Source organism: Psychrobacter sp. FDAARGOS_221 (assembly GCF_002313155.2).
Taxonomy (GTDB): Bacteria; Pseudomonadota; Gammaproteobacteria; order Pseudomonadales; family Moraxellaceae; genus Psychrobacter.
The window spans coordinates 814,855-833,112 of the sequence record NZ_NWFK02000001.1; the positions used below are offsets into that span (position 1 = coordinate 814,855).

Here is an 18,258-nt window from a genome sequence, read left to right on the forward strand (position 1 = left end):
AGAAGATACCCAAGCCCTGCTCTATTAAGTTTAGTCCAGTATGTTTAGTAAGCATCAGGCAATTACTAATTTTAGGCTTATAGGTTTATGGATTTATGGTTTTGTAGGGTTAGGCTATCATCTATATAAGGGCATGAGTAACAACAATAAAGGCAGTACCACAAAACTAAACAACCAATGGCTCAATAGAAAAAAGAGGTTAGACCGAAATCCAACCTCTCTTACTTATTTTATTACCAGCAAATCATAGTGCGCGTCTATTTTTGAGAATCAATCGCTGCACCAATGAAGCTTGAAAATAATGGATGGCCTTCACGTGGCGAGCTGGTAAATTCAGGATGGAACTGAACCCCAACAAACCAAGGATGCGATCCAATCTCAACCGACTCAACCAAATGCTGCTTAGCAGAGTAACCAGATATAGTCATGCCAGCTGCTTCTAATGGCTCAATATAACGGTTGTTCATCTCATAACGATGACGATGACGCTCAGTGATTAGCTTAGAGCCGTAAATTTGTTGTAGCTTAGAGCCTTCAACCAGTTCAGCTTTTTGTGCACCCAAACGCATGGTGCCGCCTAGGTCAGACTCATCGCTGCGTAATTGCAATTCACCGCGCTCATCAACCCACTCAGTAATTAGGCCGATAACAGGCTCTTTGGCTTTACGATCAAACTCGGTTGAATCTGCACTTAGACCCAATACATTACGTGCATACTCAATAACGGCCAGCTGCATACCTAAGCAAATACCCAAATAAGGTACTTGGTTTTCACGCGCATAAGTAATGGCACGCATCTTACCTAACTTACCGCGCTCACCAAAACCGCCCGGTACTAATACCGCATCAGCTTGTTGTAGACGCTGATATAGACTGTCATCGGTTTCAAGCGCTTCAGCATCAATATAATCGATATCTACGTGCGTCTTATGGGTAATACCGGCATGCAATAACGCTTCGTTAATAGACTTATAAGCATCTGGTAGCTCGACATATTTACCGACAATAGCGACCGTTACCTTACCTTCGGCATTAAGCAAACCATCTACCACTTTATCCCAGTCAGACAGGTCGGCTTCTGGTGCATCGATACCAAATCGCTCACAGATTAAGTCATCTAAATCTTGCTCATATAACGTGCGTGGAATCTGATAAATAGTATCCGCATCTTCACACATGATAACCGCACGCTCTTCTACATTGGTAAACAGAGCGATTTTGCGACGATTGTCTTCTCCAATCTTATGCTCTGAGCGGCAGATAAGCACATCTGGCTGTAGACCAATTGAACGCAGCTCTTTAACAGAGTGCTGGGTTGGTTTGGTTTTTGTTTCACCGGCACTAGAGATATAAGGCACCAGTGTTAGATGCATCAGCATGGCTCTATTACGGCCAAGCTCAACTTGCATCTGACGTACCGCTTCCATAAATGGTAATGACTCGATGTCACCGACCGTACCACCAATCTCGATAATGGCGATATCATGGCCTTCACCACTGGCGCGGATGCGATGCTTAATTTCATCTGTGATATGCGGAATAACCTGTACCGTTCCGCCTAAGTAATCACCACGACGCTCTTTGTTAATAACGGTTTGATAAATACGGCCACTGGTAAAGTTATTGGTTTTACTCATTTTTGAGTGGCGTAAAAAGCGCTCGTAATACCCTAAATCCAAATCAGTTTCAGCACCATCTTCGGTTACGAAGACTTCACCGTGCTGGAAAGGACTCATAGTACCTGGATCGACGTTGATGTACGGATCCATTTTGGTCATAGTCACTTTAAGACCGCGAGCTTCTAGAATCGCTGCTAACGACGCAGCAGTAATGCCTTTACCTAGTGAGGAGACAACCCCACCAGTCACAAATATAAATTTAGTCATAAGTATCAATCAGCAGTTGGTAAAAAGAGATTTTACTAAATTTGGCGCAAAATATATAGGGTTGACTTTGTATTAAGTTGTTGTTCTATCATTTTGAATGCTATTTATCAGCGTTTGTGGTGTTGCAACTATAGTTTTGGACTGAAAATAGACTTTATAGATTACAAACACAATTTATAGCCTGTACAGACAGAGGCTTTGCTTAACGCTGATTCGATTAATAAAATCAGTGGTCAATCTTAACCCATCACCCATAAAAAAACTCACCTCGATTTGAGATGAGCTGTTTATATTAATATTTGACTTATTATTTAACCAACTACTTATTTAATCAAATTAAAAGCTTAAATGATAGCTGTGTATTAGAATTTATATTCTAAACCGCCGCCAACAGCGAACAAGTCACGATCTTTGGTGTTTGGCACTTCAAGCGTATTTTGACCAGCGTATAAATGAGCGATGATGTTTTTCTTATAGTAGTATTTACCGCCAACAACGATCTGGTCAGAATCGACATCTTTATCACCACGAACATCAGAAGTATTGTTGTATTGGATAAATACAGAAGCCGGTTTGCTAAAGTTCTGTAAGCCATACTCAGCACTTACGATAAAGCCTTTTTCTTTTTCATCTTTATCATCAATATCTGCTTGCTGATACAAACCACCGATAACCAATGGAAGATTGGTGTTACCTAGTTTTGCAAGGTCAACTGATGCAGTACCACGGATAAGATCGCCTGCTAAGTTAACGTCTGATTCATAAGAAACACCTGCCGTAAAGCCGGTACCTTGATCAAACATTAAAGCGGCGCCAAAACCATCATCACCATTTTCTTCTTCAGTGCTATACATAGCAGCAAATTTTAGTGGCATGCCATTAATCTTTGGTGCTTTCCAAAGAAGTGTATTGGCAATACGGCCACTATCAATCATGTTGCCATCACCACCTAAGTTATCCCAAAAGCCAGCTTCGGCCGCAGGTGTTACATTGTTTACATAATCAGTAGTAGATTGCATATGACCGGCACGGATTTCACCAAAGCTTTCATTGGCTAAACCTAGGTAAGTATCACGATTTTTGAAGGCTTTGTCACTATCACCATCAACATCAATACCATATTCAAGCTGATAGACGACATCAGTATTGTTAGTGATGGCTTCAGAGCCCTTAAAGCCAATGCGTGACGAGTTAGAGTTGATTTGCAGTTCATCATCATCCACTGTCGCACTCTCTACATCGACATAGTCAGCAGTAAGATATGCTTTGCCGTATATAGTTGGTGCTGCTTGAGCAACAGGAATGAATATTGATGCTGCTACTAGGGTAAAAACAGACGTACGTAACGTTTGTTTAATCATTTAAAACTCCAACTTTATAAAGTTATATTTAAGTTAAATAATCATGCACTTAGTGCGCATAATGGGTGGAACTTTGGATTACAACGGTGTTACATTTTTAAAAAATGTATTGGTATTAAAACAGTATAAAGTTACAACCGCGTTAAAACAGATTGAACTTAAATAAAAAAAGCCCATCCCATAAGGATGAGCTTTTTAACATTAACGCTTAACATAATCAGATAGTAGCTGATTAGAATTTGTACTCTAAACCAGCACCAACAGCGAATACTTTACCATCACCAAAGTTACCTGTATATGTTTGACCATCATCAGTAACTTCAAGTACCATGTTATCTGCTTTGTTTTGACCAATATAAGCATGCGCAATTACATTTTTACGATAAAAATATTTACCACCAACAACAATCTGGTCTGAGTCAAAGTTATCAACGCCACCTAAGTTAGAAGTGTTGTTGTACTGAGCGTAAATCATCGCAGGCTTAGTGAAGTTTGTTAAGTCCATTGATGCACTTACAATATAACCTTTTTCTTTCTTTGAACCTGCCCAGTCGTAGTCAGCTTGTTGATATAACGCACCTAAAGTTACTGGTACACCAGCATTCATAGCACCTAAATCTACAGTTGCAGTACCACGAATTAAGTCACCAGCAATGTTAACGTCGTCGTCATAAGCGATACCTACAGTATAGCCTGTACCTTGATCGAACATTAATGATGCACCCCAACCGCCGTCATTTTCACCTTTGATATCATCATCATTAGCGTACATAGCAGCGAACTGTAATGGAACACCGTCAATTTGAGGTGCTTTCCAAACTAAAGAGTTGGATACACGACCACTGTCAGCCATGTTCAATGCAGCAGCATTTTGTTCGCCATCTAGCTTAGTAGAACCTAAGTTGTCCCAGTAACCTTCGTTTACGATAACGTTGTTGATGTAGTCAGTAGTTGACTGGTTGTGACCAGCGCGGAACTCACCAAATGTTGCGTTTTTGATACCTAGGAACGTGTCACGGTTACGGAAAGAGTTATGATCGTCAGCGTCAACATCAACACCATACTCTAATTGATAGATAACATCAGTGTTAGCACTTAAAGGCTCAGAACCTTTAATACCAAGACGCGAACCATTTGAGTTGATTTGAGTACCATTTTCATCGTACTTTCCACCAGTCTCTTTAAATCCATCTTGCTCATGCCAGTAGTAAGCTCTGTCAGCTTCTTCATCCACGTAGTCAACTGTCATGAACAGTTTACCATAGAATGTTGGTGCTGCTTGAGCAGCAGGTACAGATAGAGCAGCAATAGCTGATGCTAAAAGTAGTTTTTTCATGGGAAGTTTCTCCACTTTACAATTTTAGTTACGGGCTGCTCTAAAAAGCTAACACCCATCCTTGCTATAAAACCAAATAATTAATTCCAATAATTTGGTATGAAAGAAATACTCTGACCAGAAGTTCAGAAATGTTTGCAGTATGGCGATTTGATGTGACATTTTTGTTAAAATAAGGATGTTTTCGTAAAAAAATAGTGCTTTTGACGCTATTAACCTATACAGAAACAACCTAATTAATAATTCTGTTACATCTTTCACCAAACTTATACTTCAGGAATAAGGATATCAACTTTGCAATAATTTGCAACATTTTTTTAACACCACCCTTATAAACCCTTGAGTCACATTAAATTTTAACTTAATTTATCATTTATATATTTTAGATAAACTTACTAAATTAATATGCGCTAGACGTAAAAAAGCCTACCTTTTTAAGGTAGACTTTTATAAACAGCAGACTTATCAATGAACTAAATCTTATCAGTAACCCTTTGATTTTCAATTAAATATTAATTTAATAAATATCAACCGACTATAATAGTGTTACCATCGAATGATTAGAATTTATATTCTAAACCACCGCCAACAGCTAACAGATCAGATTCACCATTTTTATTTTCGGTATTATTATAACCAGCATACATATGGGCTATCATATTTTTCTGATAAAAGTATTTGCCGCCAACTACAAACTGATCTGAATCAAGATCTTCGATACCAGCTAAATCAGACACATTGTTATATTGAGCATAGATTGTGGCTGGTTTAGCAAAGTTAGCTAGACCCATTTCAGCTGAGATAACAAAACCTTTCTCATCATTATCTGTAGTGTCAAAGTCAGCTTTTTGATATAAAGCGCCTAGAGTAAGTGGTAAACCAGACATTTCAGCTAAATCAACTGTTACCGTACCACGTAAGATATCACCATCAATTGCAAGATCATCATCATAACCGACGCCTACTGTAAAGCCAGTACCTTGGTCAAACATCAATGAAGCAGCATAGCCGTCTTCGCCATCTTCTTCCGTTTGATACATAAGCGCCAATTCTAGTGGCATCTCATTATATTTAGGCGCTAACCACAAGATTGAGTTAGACATACGACCTGCATCAGACATAGTGTATGCTTCAGCAAGGGTTGGCTCAGTATTATTAACCCCTAGATTACTCCAATAACCTTGAGTTACTGTCACGTTGTTAACGCTATCTAGTGGAGATACTAAGTTACCTATACGAAACTCACCCAGTGAATCATTTCTAAGACCCAAATAAGTAGTACGTTGTTTTAGAGTTTTTGAATCATCAGCGTCGATGTCAACACCGTATTCCATTTGATAAGTTACGTCTGTTGATGCAGTAATCGGCTCAGCACCCTTAAAGCCAATACGTGAACCATTTGAGTTAATAGCAACTTCATCATCGTTTAGGTCAATACGGAAAGGAAGATCATCTTTACCAGCGGCTCTTCGAAGAATGTTTGCTTCAGCAATTCTTACATTATCTTGAGCAATGAATTCATCAGACCAATCTAGGTCTGAATCAACATAATCAACTGTTACGAACGCTTTACCATAGACTGTAGGAGCTGCATTAGCTGCGGTAAAAGCGGTTACTGAAACAGCGGCGATGGCTGATGCCAAAAGTAGTTTTTTCATGGGTAAACTCCATTTTTTTAGTTTTGGGATAGCTGTAATCAGCCATTCCCTAAATTGGTATAACATTCCAACTATTTTTGGCATTTGTGTGCGATGACAAAGTAGCTAAAACCTCATGCGATATAAACCTCGTAATAAATATTCTTATTTAAAACAATCTACATAAGAGACATTTTTTATTAACATAACTTAATTTTGTTACAATAAAATTAAATAGTTAACTTAAAAGAAATATTTACTTACTAAACTCATACTTTGTAAAACATCATAGCAACTCTGCAATAATTTGCAACATATTTTTAAATAAATGATCATTTAATTTTTAATAACAGCTTGTTTAACAAATCTGTCACATAAAAAAACCCGCTAAATAAGATATTTAGCGGGGAAACACCAACTAATCAGGTTTTTTATTAATTAAGCATTAGCCACGTGCTTTTAGATCTAAGCGTGCAGCATGTAATAATGGCTCAGTGTAACCACTTGGCTGCTCACGACCTTTAAATACGAGGTCACAGGCTGCCTGGAACGCGATAGAGTTGTCATAGTTATCAGCCATAGGGCGATATAGTGGATCGCCTTGGTTTTGCTCATCAACTACTTTCGCCATGCGCTTCATAGACTCCATTACCTGCTCTTCGGTAACAATACCATGATGTAACCAGTTGGCAATGTGCTGACTTGAGATACGCAGCGTTGCACGGTCTTCCATTAAGCCCACGTTGTTGATGTCAGGTACTTTAGAACAGCCCACACCTTGATCTACCCAGCGTACAACGTAACCTAGGATACCTTGCGCGTTGTTATCCAGCTCCTGACGTTTTTCCTCTTCGCTCCAGTTGGTGTCTTTCGCCAATGGAATGGTTAGGATGTCATCTAGGCTAGCACGCTCACGGTTCTTAAAGCCTTCTTGAATCTGTTGTACGTTGTTTTGATGATAGTGGATACTGTGCAGTGTCGCGCCAGTTGGTGACGGTACCCATGCCGTTGTTGCACCCGCTTGTGGATGGTTCGATTTGGTTTCAACCATCTCTTTCATCTCATCTGGTTTCGCCCACATACCTTTACCGATTTGAGCACGGCCGATTAAACCGGTTTCAATACCGATATCAACGTTCCACTGCTCATACGCAGGTAGCCACGCTTGTGACTTCATTTCACCTTTACGTACGAATGGACCGGCATTCATACTGGTGTGCATTTCATCACCAGTACGGTCTAAGAAACCAGTGTTAATGAAGATCACACGCTCTTTAGCCTGACGAATCGACTCTTTTAGGTTCACTGTGGTACGACGCTCTTCATCCATCACACCCATTTTTAGAGTGTTGCGTGGCAAGCTTAGCGCATCTTCAACGGCTGCGAATAGATCATTAGCAAACTTCACTTCTTCAGGACCATGCATTTTTGGCTTAACGATATACATTGAGCCTTCACGTGAGTTTGAGCGCTCGTTTTTGCCTTTGATGTCATTGATGGTCAATAGCGGTGTGATTAACGCATCCATGATACCCTCAAAGATTTCTTCTTGACCGTTGCCAAGATCAACCAAGATGGCTGGGTTTTGCATTAAGTGACCCACGTTACGGATTAATAGTACCGCACGGCCTGGTAATACCAACTTGCCGCCATCCGGCGTGGTGTATTCACGGTCTGGGTTTAGCTTACGGGTTAGCTCTTTACCACCTTTGGTGAAGGTTTCGGTTAAGTCGCCATTCATTAGGCCAAACCAGTTGCGATATGCTTCTACTTTCTCTTCTGCGTCTACAGCAGCAACTGAGTCTTCACAGTCTTGAATCGCAGTGATTGCTGACTCTAATAACACATCTTTGATATGTGCTGGGTCATCTTTACCCACTGGATGGCTGGCATCAATTTGGATTTCTACGTGTAGATTGTTGTTTTTAAGCAATACGCCACTTGGATTTGCGGCATCACCAACGTAACCGGCAAACTGAGCGCTGTCTTTTAATGAGGTTGTGCTGTCACCTTGAGCAACTTTTAACTCGCCGCTTTCGACGCTAAAGCCAGTGACATCGGTATAGCTGCCTTGCGCTAAAGCAAAGTTCTCATCTAAGAAAGCTTTGGCATAGGCCACAACTGCTGCACCACGTTTCGGGTTATAGCTGCTGCCTTTGTCTTTACCGTCTGCGGTATCAATAACGTCAGTACCATATAGGGCATCATAGAAGCTACCCCAACGCGCGTTGGCTGCGTTTAGTGCATAGCGAGCGTTACGCACAGGTACAACTAACTGTGGACCTGGGATGCTAGCAATCTCTGGATCAACATTTTCGGTTGATACTTCAAAGTCATCGCCTTCTGGCAATAAATAACCGATATCAGTTAAAAACTGCTTATACTTGGGATAATCGATCTCGCCGTCTTTGGCAGGGTTATCTAAGTGCCACTGATCAATCTTGGCTTGTAGCTCATCACGCTTAGCCAATAGCTCTTTATTGCGTGGGGTAAACTTCTCGACGATATCAGCAAAGTTCTTCCAGTAAGTCTCTGATTCCACACCAACACGGGGTAGCACATCGTTTTCGATAAAGTTATAAAGCTGGCTATCAATAGCAAGGATGCCTTTTTGAACGCGATTCTGATTATTATTAACAGAGTTACTCATAGCATAAAATCCTTTATTGGTGAATTTTTTATCAGTGAATCTGGTGTCTCTGGTTGTAAGCTAATTCTAAGCTAAAGCTTCCTGGTCTTTGCTGAGGCTTATAAGACAAGTCTAAAGAGGGTGTGCTTGACCTTATATTTTAGATTGGTTGTCGCTATAATTTTGCAGCTGTCTCTAACAGCCCATATAGAGGATAAACATTAAGCGAGTACAGCAGACTTAGCTTGCGCACCAGATAGATACGCTTTTACTGATGGATAATCCGATTTGGGTTATCTCATTCTCATACTACTATCATTTATATAAATAAACAAGAAACAGTCATTTAGTAAATAAATGTTTGGCCTTTATCCATTTGATGTTGCTTACTGTGTATGAGCGCAGCTTGGTTTTACACCCTATCATTTTCAGCATGACAGCTTATTGACAACGGCTGTTATTTTTACCATTTACCACAAAAAACCTTTTATTGTTAATTCTAAAAAACTGCCAAATCTAACCTGCTAACCCATCGCTGCAGCGTTTATTTGCTACAATATCTTTTATCCTCAAATTTACGCAAAAAATTTAAGCCAACGCTCAGTGCTAACCTAAATAGCACAACGCTATCAAAGCTATCAAACAACATAAATTAAAGAGTCTAAATCAAAGAGCCTAATTATGACGGTTAATCGAGTAGATACTGAACAATCAGCACAGATGCCAACCAACGATTCGCTAATTAACGACAGCAGTAACACGGTACATGCCCCTGCAAAAACAGACATTTCACACATTCATCAGTTTTTGGGTGCTGCAACGCCGCAAGCCTGGCTAGATGCTGCCTTACAAGATATTCCTACATTACTGCAAGATCATGCCAATTGTGAGAAAAAAGCTGCCGGTACAGCGATGAACCTTATCTTCCGCTATGAGTTCCATCAAGACTTGCAGTTAAAATTGGCTCAGCTGATTCGTGAAGAGATGCTGCATTACGAACAAGTGGTCGGTATTATGCAAGAGCGTGGGCAAGCTTGGCGTCACCTGCCCGCCAGCCGCTATGCTAAAGGTATGCTAAAACATAAGCGTACCTTTGAGCCGGCAGCCATGATTGATGTGCTGATTATTGGTGCGTTTATTGAAGCCCGCTCTTGCGAGCGCTTTGCGGCATTAAGTGAAGTCATTGATGATGAAAGATTGGCCAAATACTATCGCTATCTATTAAAGTCAGAGAGCCGTCACTATGAGGATTATATTGCCCTCGCCCGCTCGCTTGAGCCTAAACTGCCAAAATCTGACAGCGCTGACTCTGATGCGACCGCTACTGCTGCTATCGACTTTGATCAATTTCAGCAGGCGACCAATGGCAGTATCAACAGCGATGCACAGACGTTGGATGTGGATCAACGCATTGCCTTCTTTAGAGAAGTTGAAGCTGAACTGATTACCAGCCCTGATAGTGAGCTAAGATTCCACAGTGGCGTGCCCGCTTAACGCTTGGCTTGTTTGACTAATAGCAACTTTAGACTAATATCACAAACATCCAATATCATTAATAACAGAGATTAAAAAAGGCAGTCCCACTAAAATTTGGACTGCCTTTTTTGACTTATTTTTTATACGTACTTGTACTTAATACATTTTTACTATTTATCGGTACGTAGATCGTCTTCGATAAACGGTGTTTGCTCATCATCTGATAAATTTTGAGCTTTATCGGTATTTTCTGATTTTAAATTGTCATTTAACTGGCTTGGATCCGTATTCTCTGCTGCTTTTTTTACGTCAGACTGATGTGCTTTATCATTACTCATAACAGGCTCCTTTTGTTCGTATTTATCTAGCTCTGGTTTATTTTGTGCTTATTTCTTTATTTAATGCGTTATTTACTACATATCATCTATGTTAGCGCTGACTGGCGATTGGTAACCATATCAAATACGTAGTGTTGTGTTTAAAATTGTTGAAAAAAAAGCAACTTTGTAATCAAAGTTGCTTTTTTAGTATCACAGTATAAGGCTGCAGTAGGTCAAATTATCCCTAGTTAGCTTATGCTATGTTAACGCTTCGCATTACCGTTCGAATTTGACTTCTGTTCTAGATCAGACACATGATTGATTTTCTGCAATATGTAATCTTGAGCAACAAACGGAGCCTCATCTTTTTGCGGCTGTACAGATACCCAGCTGCCATCGCCCTGCAATTCCCAAGCTTGAACATTATCACGTAAATAGCTAATTAAGCCATCTTCAAATACCCGCTTAAATAGCTTAGGATCTTCAATCGGGAATGCCACTTCGACACGATGGAACAGGTTGCGGCTCATCCAATCCGCACTGCCACAGTACAAGCGCTCTTTACCATTATTATAGAAGTAATAAACGCGAGTGTGCTCTAAGAAGCGTCCAACCACTGAGCGCACTGTAATATTCTCTGATAGACCTTTAACTTGCGGTCTAATGCAGCTCATAGAGCGCAGTATCAATTCAATCTTGACTCCTGCTTGCGAGGCATCGTATAGCTTATTAATTAAGTTTGACTCGGTAAGCGCATTACATTTAACAATGATGTGTGCTTTTTTGCCCGCTTTAGCGTTGGCTATTTCATCGTCAATAAAGCTCATTAACTGCGTATGTAGCGTAAACGGAGCATGCAATAACTTACTGACGTTAGCTGCTTTACCCATTCCGGTTAATTCTTGGAAAATTTTATGCACGTCTTCTGACATATCAGGGTCTGAAGTGAATAGGCCATAGTCAGTATAAGCTTTGGCATTACCCTCATGATAGTTACCTGTGCCTAGATGCACATAACGGCGAATCTGATTGTCCTCACGGCGTACAATCAGCATCAACTTCGCATGCGTCTTATAGCCTACGATGCCATAAACCACCACAGCACCGGCTTCTTGCAGCATATTGGCTACTTCGATATTAGACGCTTCATCAAATCGGGCACGTAGCTCAATAATAGCAGTCACCTCTTTACCATTTCTGGCCGCTGCTGCTAGTGCTTTGACAATTTCAGAGTTTTTACCCGAACGGTACAAGGTTTGCTTAATAGCCAATACTTTAGGGTCATGCGCCGCCTGCCAAATCATATTCACCACAGGGTTGAAAGATTCATACGGGTGATGTACCAATACATCACCTCGGCGAATGGCAGTGAACATGCTCTCGCCTTTATCAAACGACTCACGTCTAAAGGCTTTTGGCATCACATGTGAAAATGGCTGGAAGCGAAGCTCAGGCACATCAAAGTCGAACAACAAACGGGTTAAGTTGACCGGCCCATTGACTCGATACAGCTGATTTTTATGCAAACCAAACTCAGTTAATAGATAGTCACTGATTTCTGGCGGACAGTTGGTTGTCACTTCTAAGCGAACTTTATCACCAAAACGGCGATTATTCAGTTCGCCCTCTAGTGCTTTGGCAATATCTTCAACATCGTCCGCCAGCTCTAAGTCCGCGTTACGGGTCAAGCGGAACTGATGACAGCCTGTAACACTCATGCCTGGGAACAGCTTACCGACATGTTCATGAATCACAGCGGATAACATGACGTGGTGCTCTTTACCACCGGTTAGTTCATCGGGTAAGCGAATCACTCGCGGCAGACTACGTGGCGCTGGCACGATGGCCAAATTGATATCACGGCCAAACGCATCTTTGCCTTCTAAGCTCACAATAAAGTTTAAGCTTTTATTGACCAAACGTGGGAATGGATGCGCCGGATCGATACTGATTGGGGTCAGTACCGGCATCACCTGCTCCATGAAGTACTCTTTCATCCACTGCGCTTGTGCTGCATTTAATTCATTGCGCTTCAGATAGCGGATATCCTTCTTGGCCAGCGCCGGCAAGATATCTTTATTTAAGATGCGGTATTGCTCATCGATGGCTTTGTGAGCGACTTCTGATATTTCTTCCAACACTTCGCTAGGGCGCATCTTATCTGGCTTATGCGAGATATTGCCATGATTAAGCTGCTGCATCAAACCGGCAACGCGTATCTCAAAAAACTCATCCATATTAGAGGAGAAAATAATCAGGAAAAATAGACGCTCTAATAAAGGGTGACGAGGGTTGGTTGCTTGTGCCAAGACGCGTAAATGAAACTGTAACCAAGACAGCTCACGGTTGATATAACAGTTAGGCGAATAAGTGCCATCATCGTAACGTACCCAATCTAGTTGAGTCAGCGGTTTCGACTCTGCTTTATTAGCAGCCTTGTTGCTGGCAGCTGCATTACTATTGGCGGTGGCTTTTTGCGTGCTGTTATTAGTGGAATTCGCTTTTATGGTCATAGCTTTTTGCCATCCTTATCGATTCGTTATCATCTATTTAGTATACTTTTAGCTTTTAACTATCTATTTAGCTTTCTATCTAACCTTTTTTCAAGTTATCTTCTTTTAAGCTATCTATTTAACTATTAACATCATCTGTTTAACAGTGCAATGACAGTCAGTTAGCAGTTCTTTTAAACTAGTATTTACATCAGGCATTTATACCAGACATTTGGACGGTCACATCAGAACTGCTGTCGGTGATTAGCCTTTGCTGATTGTTTTTTATCCTAGTATGACAGCCAACTATTAACAAATAATGTCAATAGCAAAGTTATAGCAAAGCAGAATTATGGCAAAGCAGCACTATTCATACGGCGCATAATAATGCGTTGCTTATTGCGTAAACGTTTGGCATTCATATTCTTTTGATAATACTTTGGATTGGTGAGCATACTGATTAACAGTGCTGACTCATCACGATTTAGCTGGCTGGCTGGCTTATTAAAATAGTGGCGTGCTGCCGCTTCAATACCGTAGATACCTTCACCAAATTCGGCCACGTTTAAATAAGCGGTCAAAATACGCTGCTTATCCCACATTGCTTCAATCATTATGGTTATGGTGGCTTCAATACCTTTGCGCACATAGGAGCGATGCGAGGTCAAAAATAAGTTTTTTGCCAACTGCTGAGTAATGGTTGAGCCGCCAGCCGATACCGTACCACTGCTCTCATTCTTTTTCATAGCCGCTTCAATACCTTCCATATCAAAGCCATTATGAGTGCTAAAGCGCCCATCTTCGCTGGCAATTGCGGCCTGTTTTGCTGACTTGGCAATGGCGTCATACTCTACCCAAGTTTGGGTCACGTCACCGCCGCCAATGCGATGCGCTAGCATAAACATACTGTTATTGATGGGCTGCGACTTCCAGACCAACAATAAGCTGGCAACGCCCAAATAGAAAGCCACAAACAGAATAATAAACGCCCAAAACAAACGCTTAAAAAATTTAGAAATTGCCGTCATAATATTTGGCTCAGCTATCGATTAAAATACAAACAATGATAAACTAACTGGCGCTATACTGGTAGTTGTCTTTTTTATCTTAACCTTTTTATGCTAACCGTAAGATTCTTTTTTTAGGAGCTCTTTTTGTGACTGATATTACTAACATCACAGCCACTCGCCATCTTATCTCACAACAAGCATATGCTTCTAATACACCTTTAGATACACAGTCTTGGTGGCTACTAGGCACAGCTGGCTGCCACTTATGCAATGACGCTGAGCAAATGCTTCAGTTGTTCAAAGGCGTTTATCCGATTGACTTTCAACTGGTCGATATTGCTGACTTTGATGAACAGCTGATGACCCAGTTTGCTACCCTCATTCCAGTTGTTATCACGCCAAAAAAACAACTAAACTTTCCATTTTCTCTTGTCGATTTACAACAATTAATTTAAAATGCATAACTCTTGATAGACTTTTGTTTACAATAAGTGATATTTTGTCCCAATACCTGTCTAGAATATTTCTATTTACCCAATTCAATAGCAGCCACTATGCATGGGGTAAATACCTTTTTGTAAAACGTTGTGCCTTACTTGTCTTGCTCTGCAAGCTGCCTTGTGTTACTGGGTTTTAATTGGCAAACGTTTGTTGGCTTGATTGATTAGACCTCACTAACTAAATCAAGATAACTAGTCCAATCTTAATCAATTAAGTTTTAGTCAAAACAATATCAGAAACATATTGCACAAAATGACATTCACACAAACCATATTTATTATAAATATTCTGTAATATCTTGTTCTAAAAACTTTTAGAACCCTAAACTTGACATACCCTTGCTCGTTATTAACCTTAACCATGCATCTCTTTCAACATACCTTTTACAAGGAAGTTTTATGTTCACATTTTTGGCATTAACGCCAATCTTAACTGTTTTCTTATTACTGGTTGTGCTACGACTACCCGCTAAATACGCGATGAGTGCATCATACATTGTCACTGCTTTATTAGCATTGTTTGTGTGGAATGTTAGCGGTGCTCAAGTTGCAGCAGCCACAACTAATGGTATTATTGTTGCATTAACCATTTTGTTTATTGTTTTTACCGCTATTTTGTTACTAAACACCTTAAAGGAAAGTGGTGCTATTATCGCTATCCGTAGAGGTTTTATGGACATATCGCCTGATAGACGGGTCCAAGCCATTATAGTAGCTTGGCTATTCTGCTCATTAGTAGAAGGATCATCAGGCTTCGGTACACCATCTGCTGTTGGCGCTCCTTTACTATTGGCTCTTGGTTTTCCAGCAATGGCCTCTGTTATGACTGTACTTATTATTCAGTCAACGCCTGTATCTTTTGGTGCAGTTGGTACGCCTTTGCTAGTCGGTGTATGGTCAGGTATAGATAATAAACAAGATTTGGCACAATCAATTGAGCCGACCACAGTTGCCGATTACTTATTACAAATTACAGCAAATGTTGGTTTTTTCCATGCTGTTATCGGTGTTCTTATCCCTCTTATTTTAAGTGCATTTTTGACACGCTTTTTTGGACAGAAAAAGTCTTTTGTTGAAGGGCTTAAGATTTGGCCTTTTGCTTTATTTGCTGGTATCTGCTTTACCGTACCTTACTTCTTAGTTGCTAAGTACTTAGGCCCTGAGTTTCCTTCATTAGTAGGTGGGTTTATTGGTCTAATGATTGTTGTGCCTGCTGCAAAGCGTGGTTTTTTGATGCCTAAAGAAATTTTTGATTTTGGTCCTAGAGAGAGCTGGGATAAAGAATGGCTTGGATCACTACAAGAAGAGAAGTTTGATGATACAGTAGCACCAAGATTTTCAGTCATAAGAGCTTTCTCACCTTATATTATTGTTATCTTACTGCTTATTACTACTCGTGTTATTGCACCATTAAAAGCATTTCTAGTTGGAGACATGGCCACTATTAAATTTGCTAATTTATTTGGTACAACCATATCTAGTAAAATTCAATTACTTTATTCTCCTGGTAGTATTTTGCTTATTACCTCAATACTATGTATTTTCATTTATAAAATGAATAAAGAATCGATTAAACGTAGCTGGTCAAGCTCTGCTAAGACAATGATTGCTGCAGCTCCAGCTCTATTGCTGTCTGTACCGATGGTACAAGTTTTCATTAACTCAGGTTCAGCTAGCGAATTAACAACCGCCTTACCAGCTATGCCTATTCTTCTAGCACAAAGCGCTAGTGAGGCATTTTCAACAACTTGGCCTCTTGTTTCACCATGGATTGGTGCTATGGGTGCATTTATTGCAGGCTCAAACACTGTTAGTAACATGATGTTTTCGTACTTTCAGTGGTCAACGGCAAGTCAAATTGGTTTAGGTACTGACCTTGCTGCTCAAGTTGTTGCATTGCAAGCTATTGGTGGTGCTGCTGGTAATATGATATCTGTACATAATGTTGTTGCAGCTTGTGCGGTAGTTGGTCTTATTAATAAAGAAGGCTATGTTATTCGTAAAACACTTGTGGCTATGATTTATTATGTGGTACAAGCTGGTTTCTTAGGAATGGCTGTTGTATTTGGTGGTATGGCATGGTGGTTATTAGCCATTGTTTGGCCAATATCTTTCTTAGTAATCATGTCATTATCAAGTAAGCTTGATAAGTCAAAAACTAACGCCTAGTACAGTTACTTTTACTATGTGTTGAATAAATTTCAAAGTGCAGCTTTATTTCTGACATTAAATCTCTTATTAATGTTTTAGTAAAGCTGCCTTTGTATTATCTATATGGTTTTTATTATATAATTTGATGTATAAATGCCTAGAATCCATATAAATAATACTGTAACAAACTTTTAGTTATTGCCTACACACACCTAGAAAGCGAGAGTTATATCATGAAAGATTTAAGCAAGATGACCGAAATTGAAGACTTACGTAGAGTTGCCGAACGTAAAGTACCACGTATGTTTTATGATTATGTTGATTCAGGCTCATGGACCCAAACTACCTACCGTAATAATGAAACCGACTTTGACCGTATTAAGCTACGCCAACGTGTATTGGTAGATATGGATAATCGAAGCCTTACCACTACTATGATTGGCGAAGATGTGACTATGCCAATCGCAATTGCTCCGACTGGATTTACTGGTATGATGTGGGCTAATGGCGAAATGCATGCTGCCAAAGCCGCCAAAGATTTTGGAGTTCCTTTCTCGCTTTCTACCATGAGTATCAACTCTATTGAAGATGTGGCTGAATACACTAATCACCCGTTTTGGTTTCAGTTATATGTGATGCGTGATAAGGACTTCATGGCCAATCTTATTCGCCGTGCCAAAGAAGCCAACTGCTCTGCGCTTATCTTAACCGCCGACTTACAGGTGCTAGGTCAACGTCATAAAGACATCAAAAACGGACTGTCTGCGCCACCGAAACCGACTTTGGCCAACATCTTAAACCTGATGACTAAGCCAGAATGGTGTTATAACATGCTTGGTGCCAAGCGTCGCACGTTTGGTAACATTGTGGGTCATGCCAAAGGGGTTGGTGATTTATCTTCTCTATCGTCATGGACCGCTGAGCAGTTTGACCCAAGCCTAAGCTGGGATGATGTGGCACGTATTAAAGACTTATGGGGCGGCAAGCTTATTATCAAAGGTATTATGGAGCCAGAAGATGCTATATTAGCAGCACGTAGTGGCGCCGATGCCTTAATCGTGTCTAACCATGGCGGACGACAGCTTGATGGTGCCCCTTCTTCTATTGCTTGCTTATCAGATATCGTCCAAGCGGTACAAGCCGAGGACAGTGACATTGAAGTGTGGCTAGACAGTGGTATTCGCTCGGGACAAGATGTATTGAAGGCGATTTCATTGGGTGCTAAAGGCACTATGATTGGCCGCGCCTTCTTATACGGCCTAGGTGCTTATGGTGAAGATGGTGTGCGCCGTGCACTTGAGATTCTATATAAAGAGTGTGATGTGACTATGGCCTTCTGTGGTCATACCAACATTAACCAAGTTGATGAAAATATCTTGGTTAAAGGCACTTATGAAAACCTTAAAGCGGCCCTGCCCTACACGCCTGCCATACGTTGGGGCTAATTAAGCTAACTGTTA

12 protein-coding genes are annotated in these 18,258 nt (G+C 40.5%); 4 read left to right on the top strand and 8 right to left on the bottom strand.

Annotated features, from left to right (window positions below; all coding sequences use genetic code 11):
• Positions 1–257: 257 nt before the first annotated feature.
• The 5 genes from A6J60_RS03420 to A6J60_RS03440 form a co-directional block, all read right to left on the bottom strand.
• Positions 258–1,886: a CTP synthase gene (locus A6J60_RS03420; RefSeq protein ID WP_096064743.1), complete on the bottom strand. Its 1,629-nt coding sequence runs from the start codon at positions 1,884–1,886 to the stop codon at positions 258–260.
• A gap of 362 nt (positions 1,887–2,248) precedes the next feature.
• Positions 2,249–3,247, bottom strand: a complete 999-nt coding sequence (locus tag A6J60_RS03425) for a porin (protein WP_096064744.1) — start codon at positions 3,245–3,247, stop codon at positions 2,249–2,251.
• A gap of 232 nt (positions 3,248–3,479) precedes the next feature.
• Complete coding sequence (locus tag A6J60_RS03430; protein ID WP_096064745.1) at positions 3,480–4,583, bottom strand: porin; 1,104 nt, start codon at positions 4,581–4,583, stop codon at positions 3,480–3,482.
• 560 nt (positions 4,584–5,143) lie between these two features.
• Entirely contained in the window at positions 5,144–6,241 is a 1,098-nt protein-coding gene (locus tag A6J60_RS03435) for a porin (RefSeq protein WP_096064746.1), read from the bottom strand.
• Positions 6,242–6,665: 424 nt separating this feature from the next.
• Complete coding sequence (locus tag A6J60_RS03440; RefSeq protein ID WP_096064747.1) at positions 6,666–8,870, bottom strand: malate synthase G; 2,205 nt, start codon at positions 8,868–8,870, stop codon at positions 6,666–6,668.
• Positions 8,871–9,569: 699 nt separating this feature from the next.
• On the opposite strand from A6J60_RS03440, the gene A6J60_RS03445 reads away from it, so the two are divergent.
• Positions 9,570–10,343 (top strand): tRNA-(ms[2]io[6]A)-hydroxylase, encoded by a 774-nt coding sequence (locus A6J60_RS03445; protein ID WP_096066449.1) that lies wholly within the window; start codon positions 9,570–9,572, stop codon positions 10,341–10,343.
• 152 nt (positions 10,344–10,495) lie between these two features.
• Here the strand turns inward: A6J60_RS03445 and A6J60_RS13360 are convergent, their stop codons facing one another.
• The 3 genes from A6J60_RS13360 to mtgA all read right to left on the bottom strand — a co-directional run bounded on the left by A6J60_RS13360 (position 10,496) and on the right by mtgA (position 14,165).
• Positions 10,496–10,663 carry a hypothetical protein gene (locus tag A6J60_RS13360; protein ID WP_193778019.1) on the bottom strand — a complete coding sequence of 56 codons (168 nt, stop codon included), beginning with the start codon at positions 10,661–10,663 and terminating at the stop codon, positions 10,496–10,498.
• A 245-nt stretch (positions 10,664–10,908) separates the two neighbouring features.
• Positions 10,909–13,158 (bottom strand): polyphosphate kinase 1, encoded by a 2,250-nt coding sequence (gene ppk1 / locus A6J60_RS03450; protein ID WP_227526044.1) that lies wholly within the window; start codon positions 13,156–13,158, stop codon positions 10,909–10,911.
• Positions 13,159–13,487: 329 nt separating this feature from the next.
• Positions 13,488–14,165 carry a monofunctional biosynthetic peptidoglycan transglycosylase gene (mtgA, locus tag A6J60_RS03455; protein WP_096064748.1) on the bottom strand — a complete coding sequence of 226 codons (678 nt, stop codon included), beginning with the start codon at positions 14,163–14,165 and terminating at the stop codon, positions 13,488–13,490.
• A 128-nt stretch (positions 14,166–14,293) separates the two neighbouring features.
• On the opposite strand from mtgA, the gene A6J60_RS03460 reads away from it, so the two are divergent.
• From A6J60_RS03460 to A6J60_RS03470, 3 genes are all read left to right on the top strand, one after another.
• Positions 14,294–14,602 carry a glutaredoxin family protein gene (locus tag A6J60_RS03460; RefSeq protein WP_227526045.1) on the top strand — a complete coding sequence of 103 codons (309 nt, stop codon included), beginning with the start codon at positions 14,294–14,296 and terminating at the stop codon, positions 14,600–14,602.
• Between the two features lie 444 nt (positions 14,603–15,046).
• Complete coding sequence (locus A6J60_RS03465) at positions 15,047–16,816, top strand: L-lactate permease (RefSeq protein ID WP_096064749.1); 1,770 nt, start codon at positions 15,047–15,049, stop codon at positions 16,814–16,816.
• A 215-nt stretch (positions 16,817–17,031) separates the two neighbouring features.
• Positions 17,032–18,243, top strand: coding sequence for an alpha-hydroxy acid oxidase (locus A6J60_RS03470; protein ID WP_096064750.1), 1,212 nt, complete (start codon positions 17,032–17,034; stop codon positions 18,241–18,243).
• Positions 18,244–18,258 lie beyond the last annotated feature (15 nt).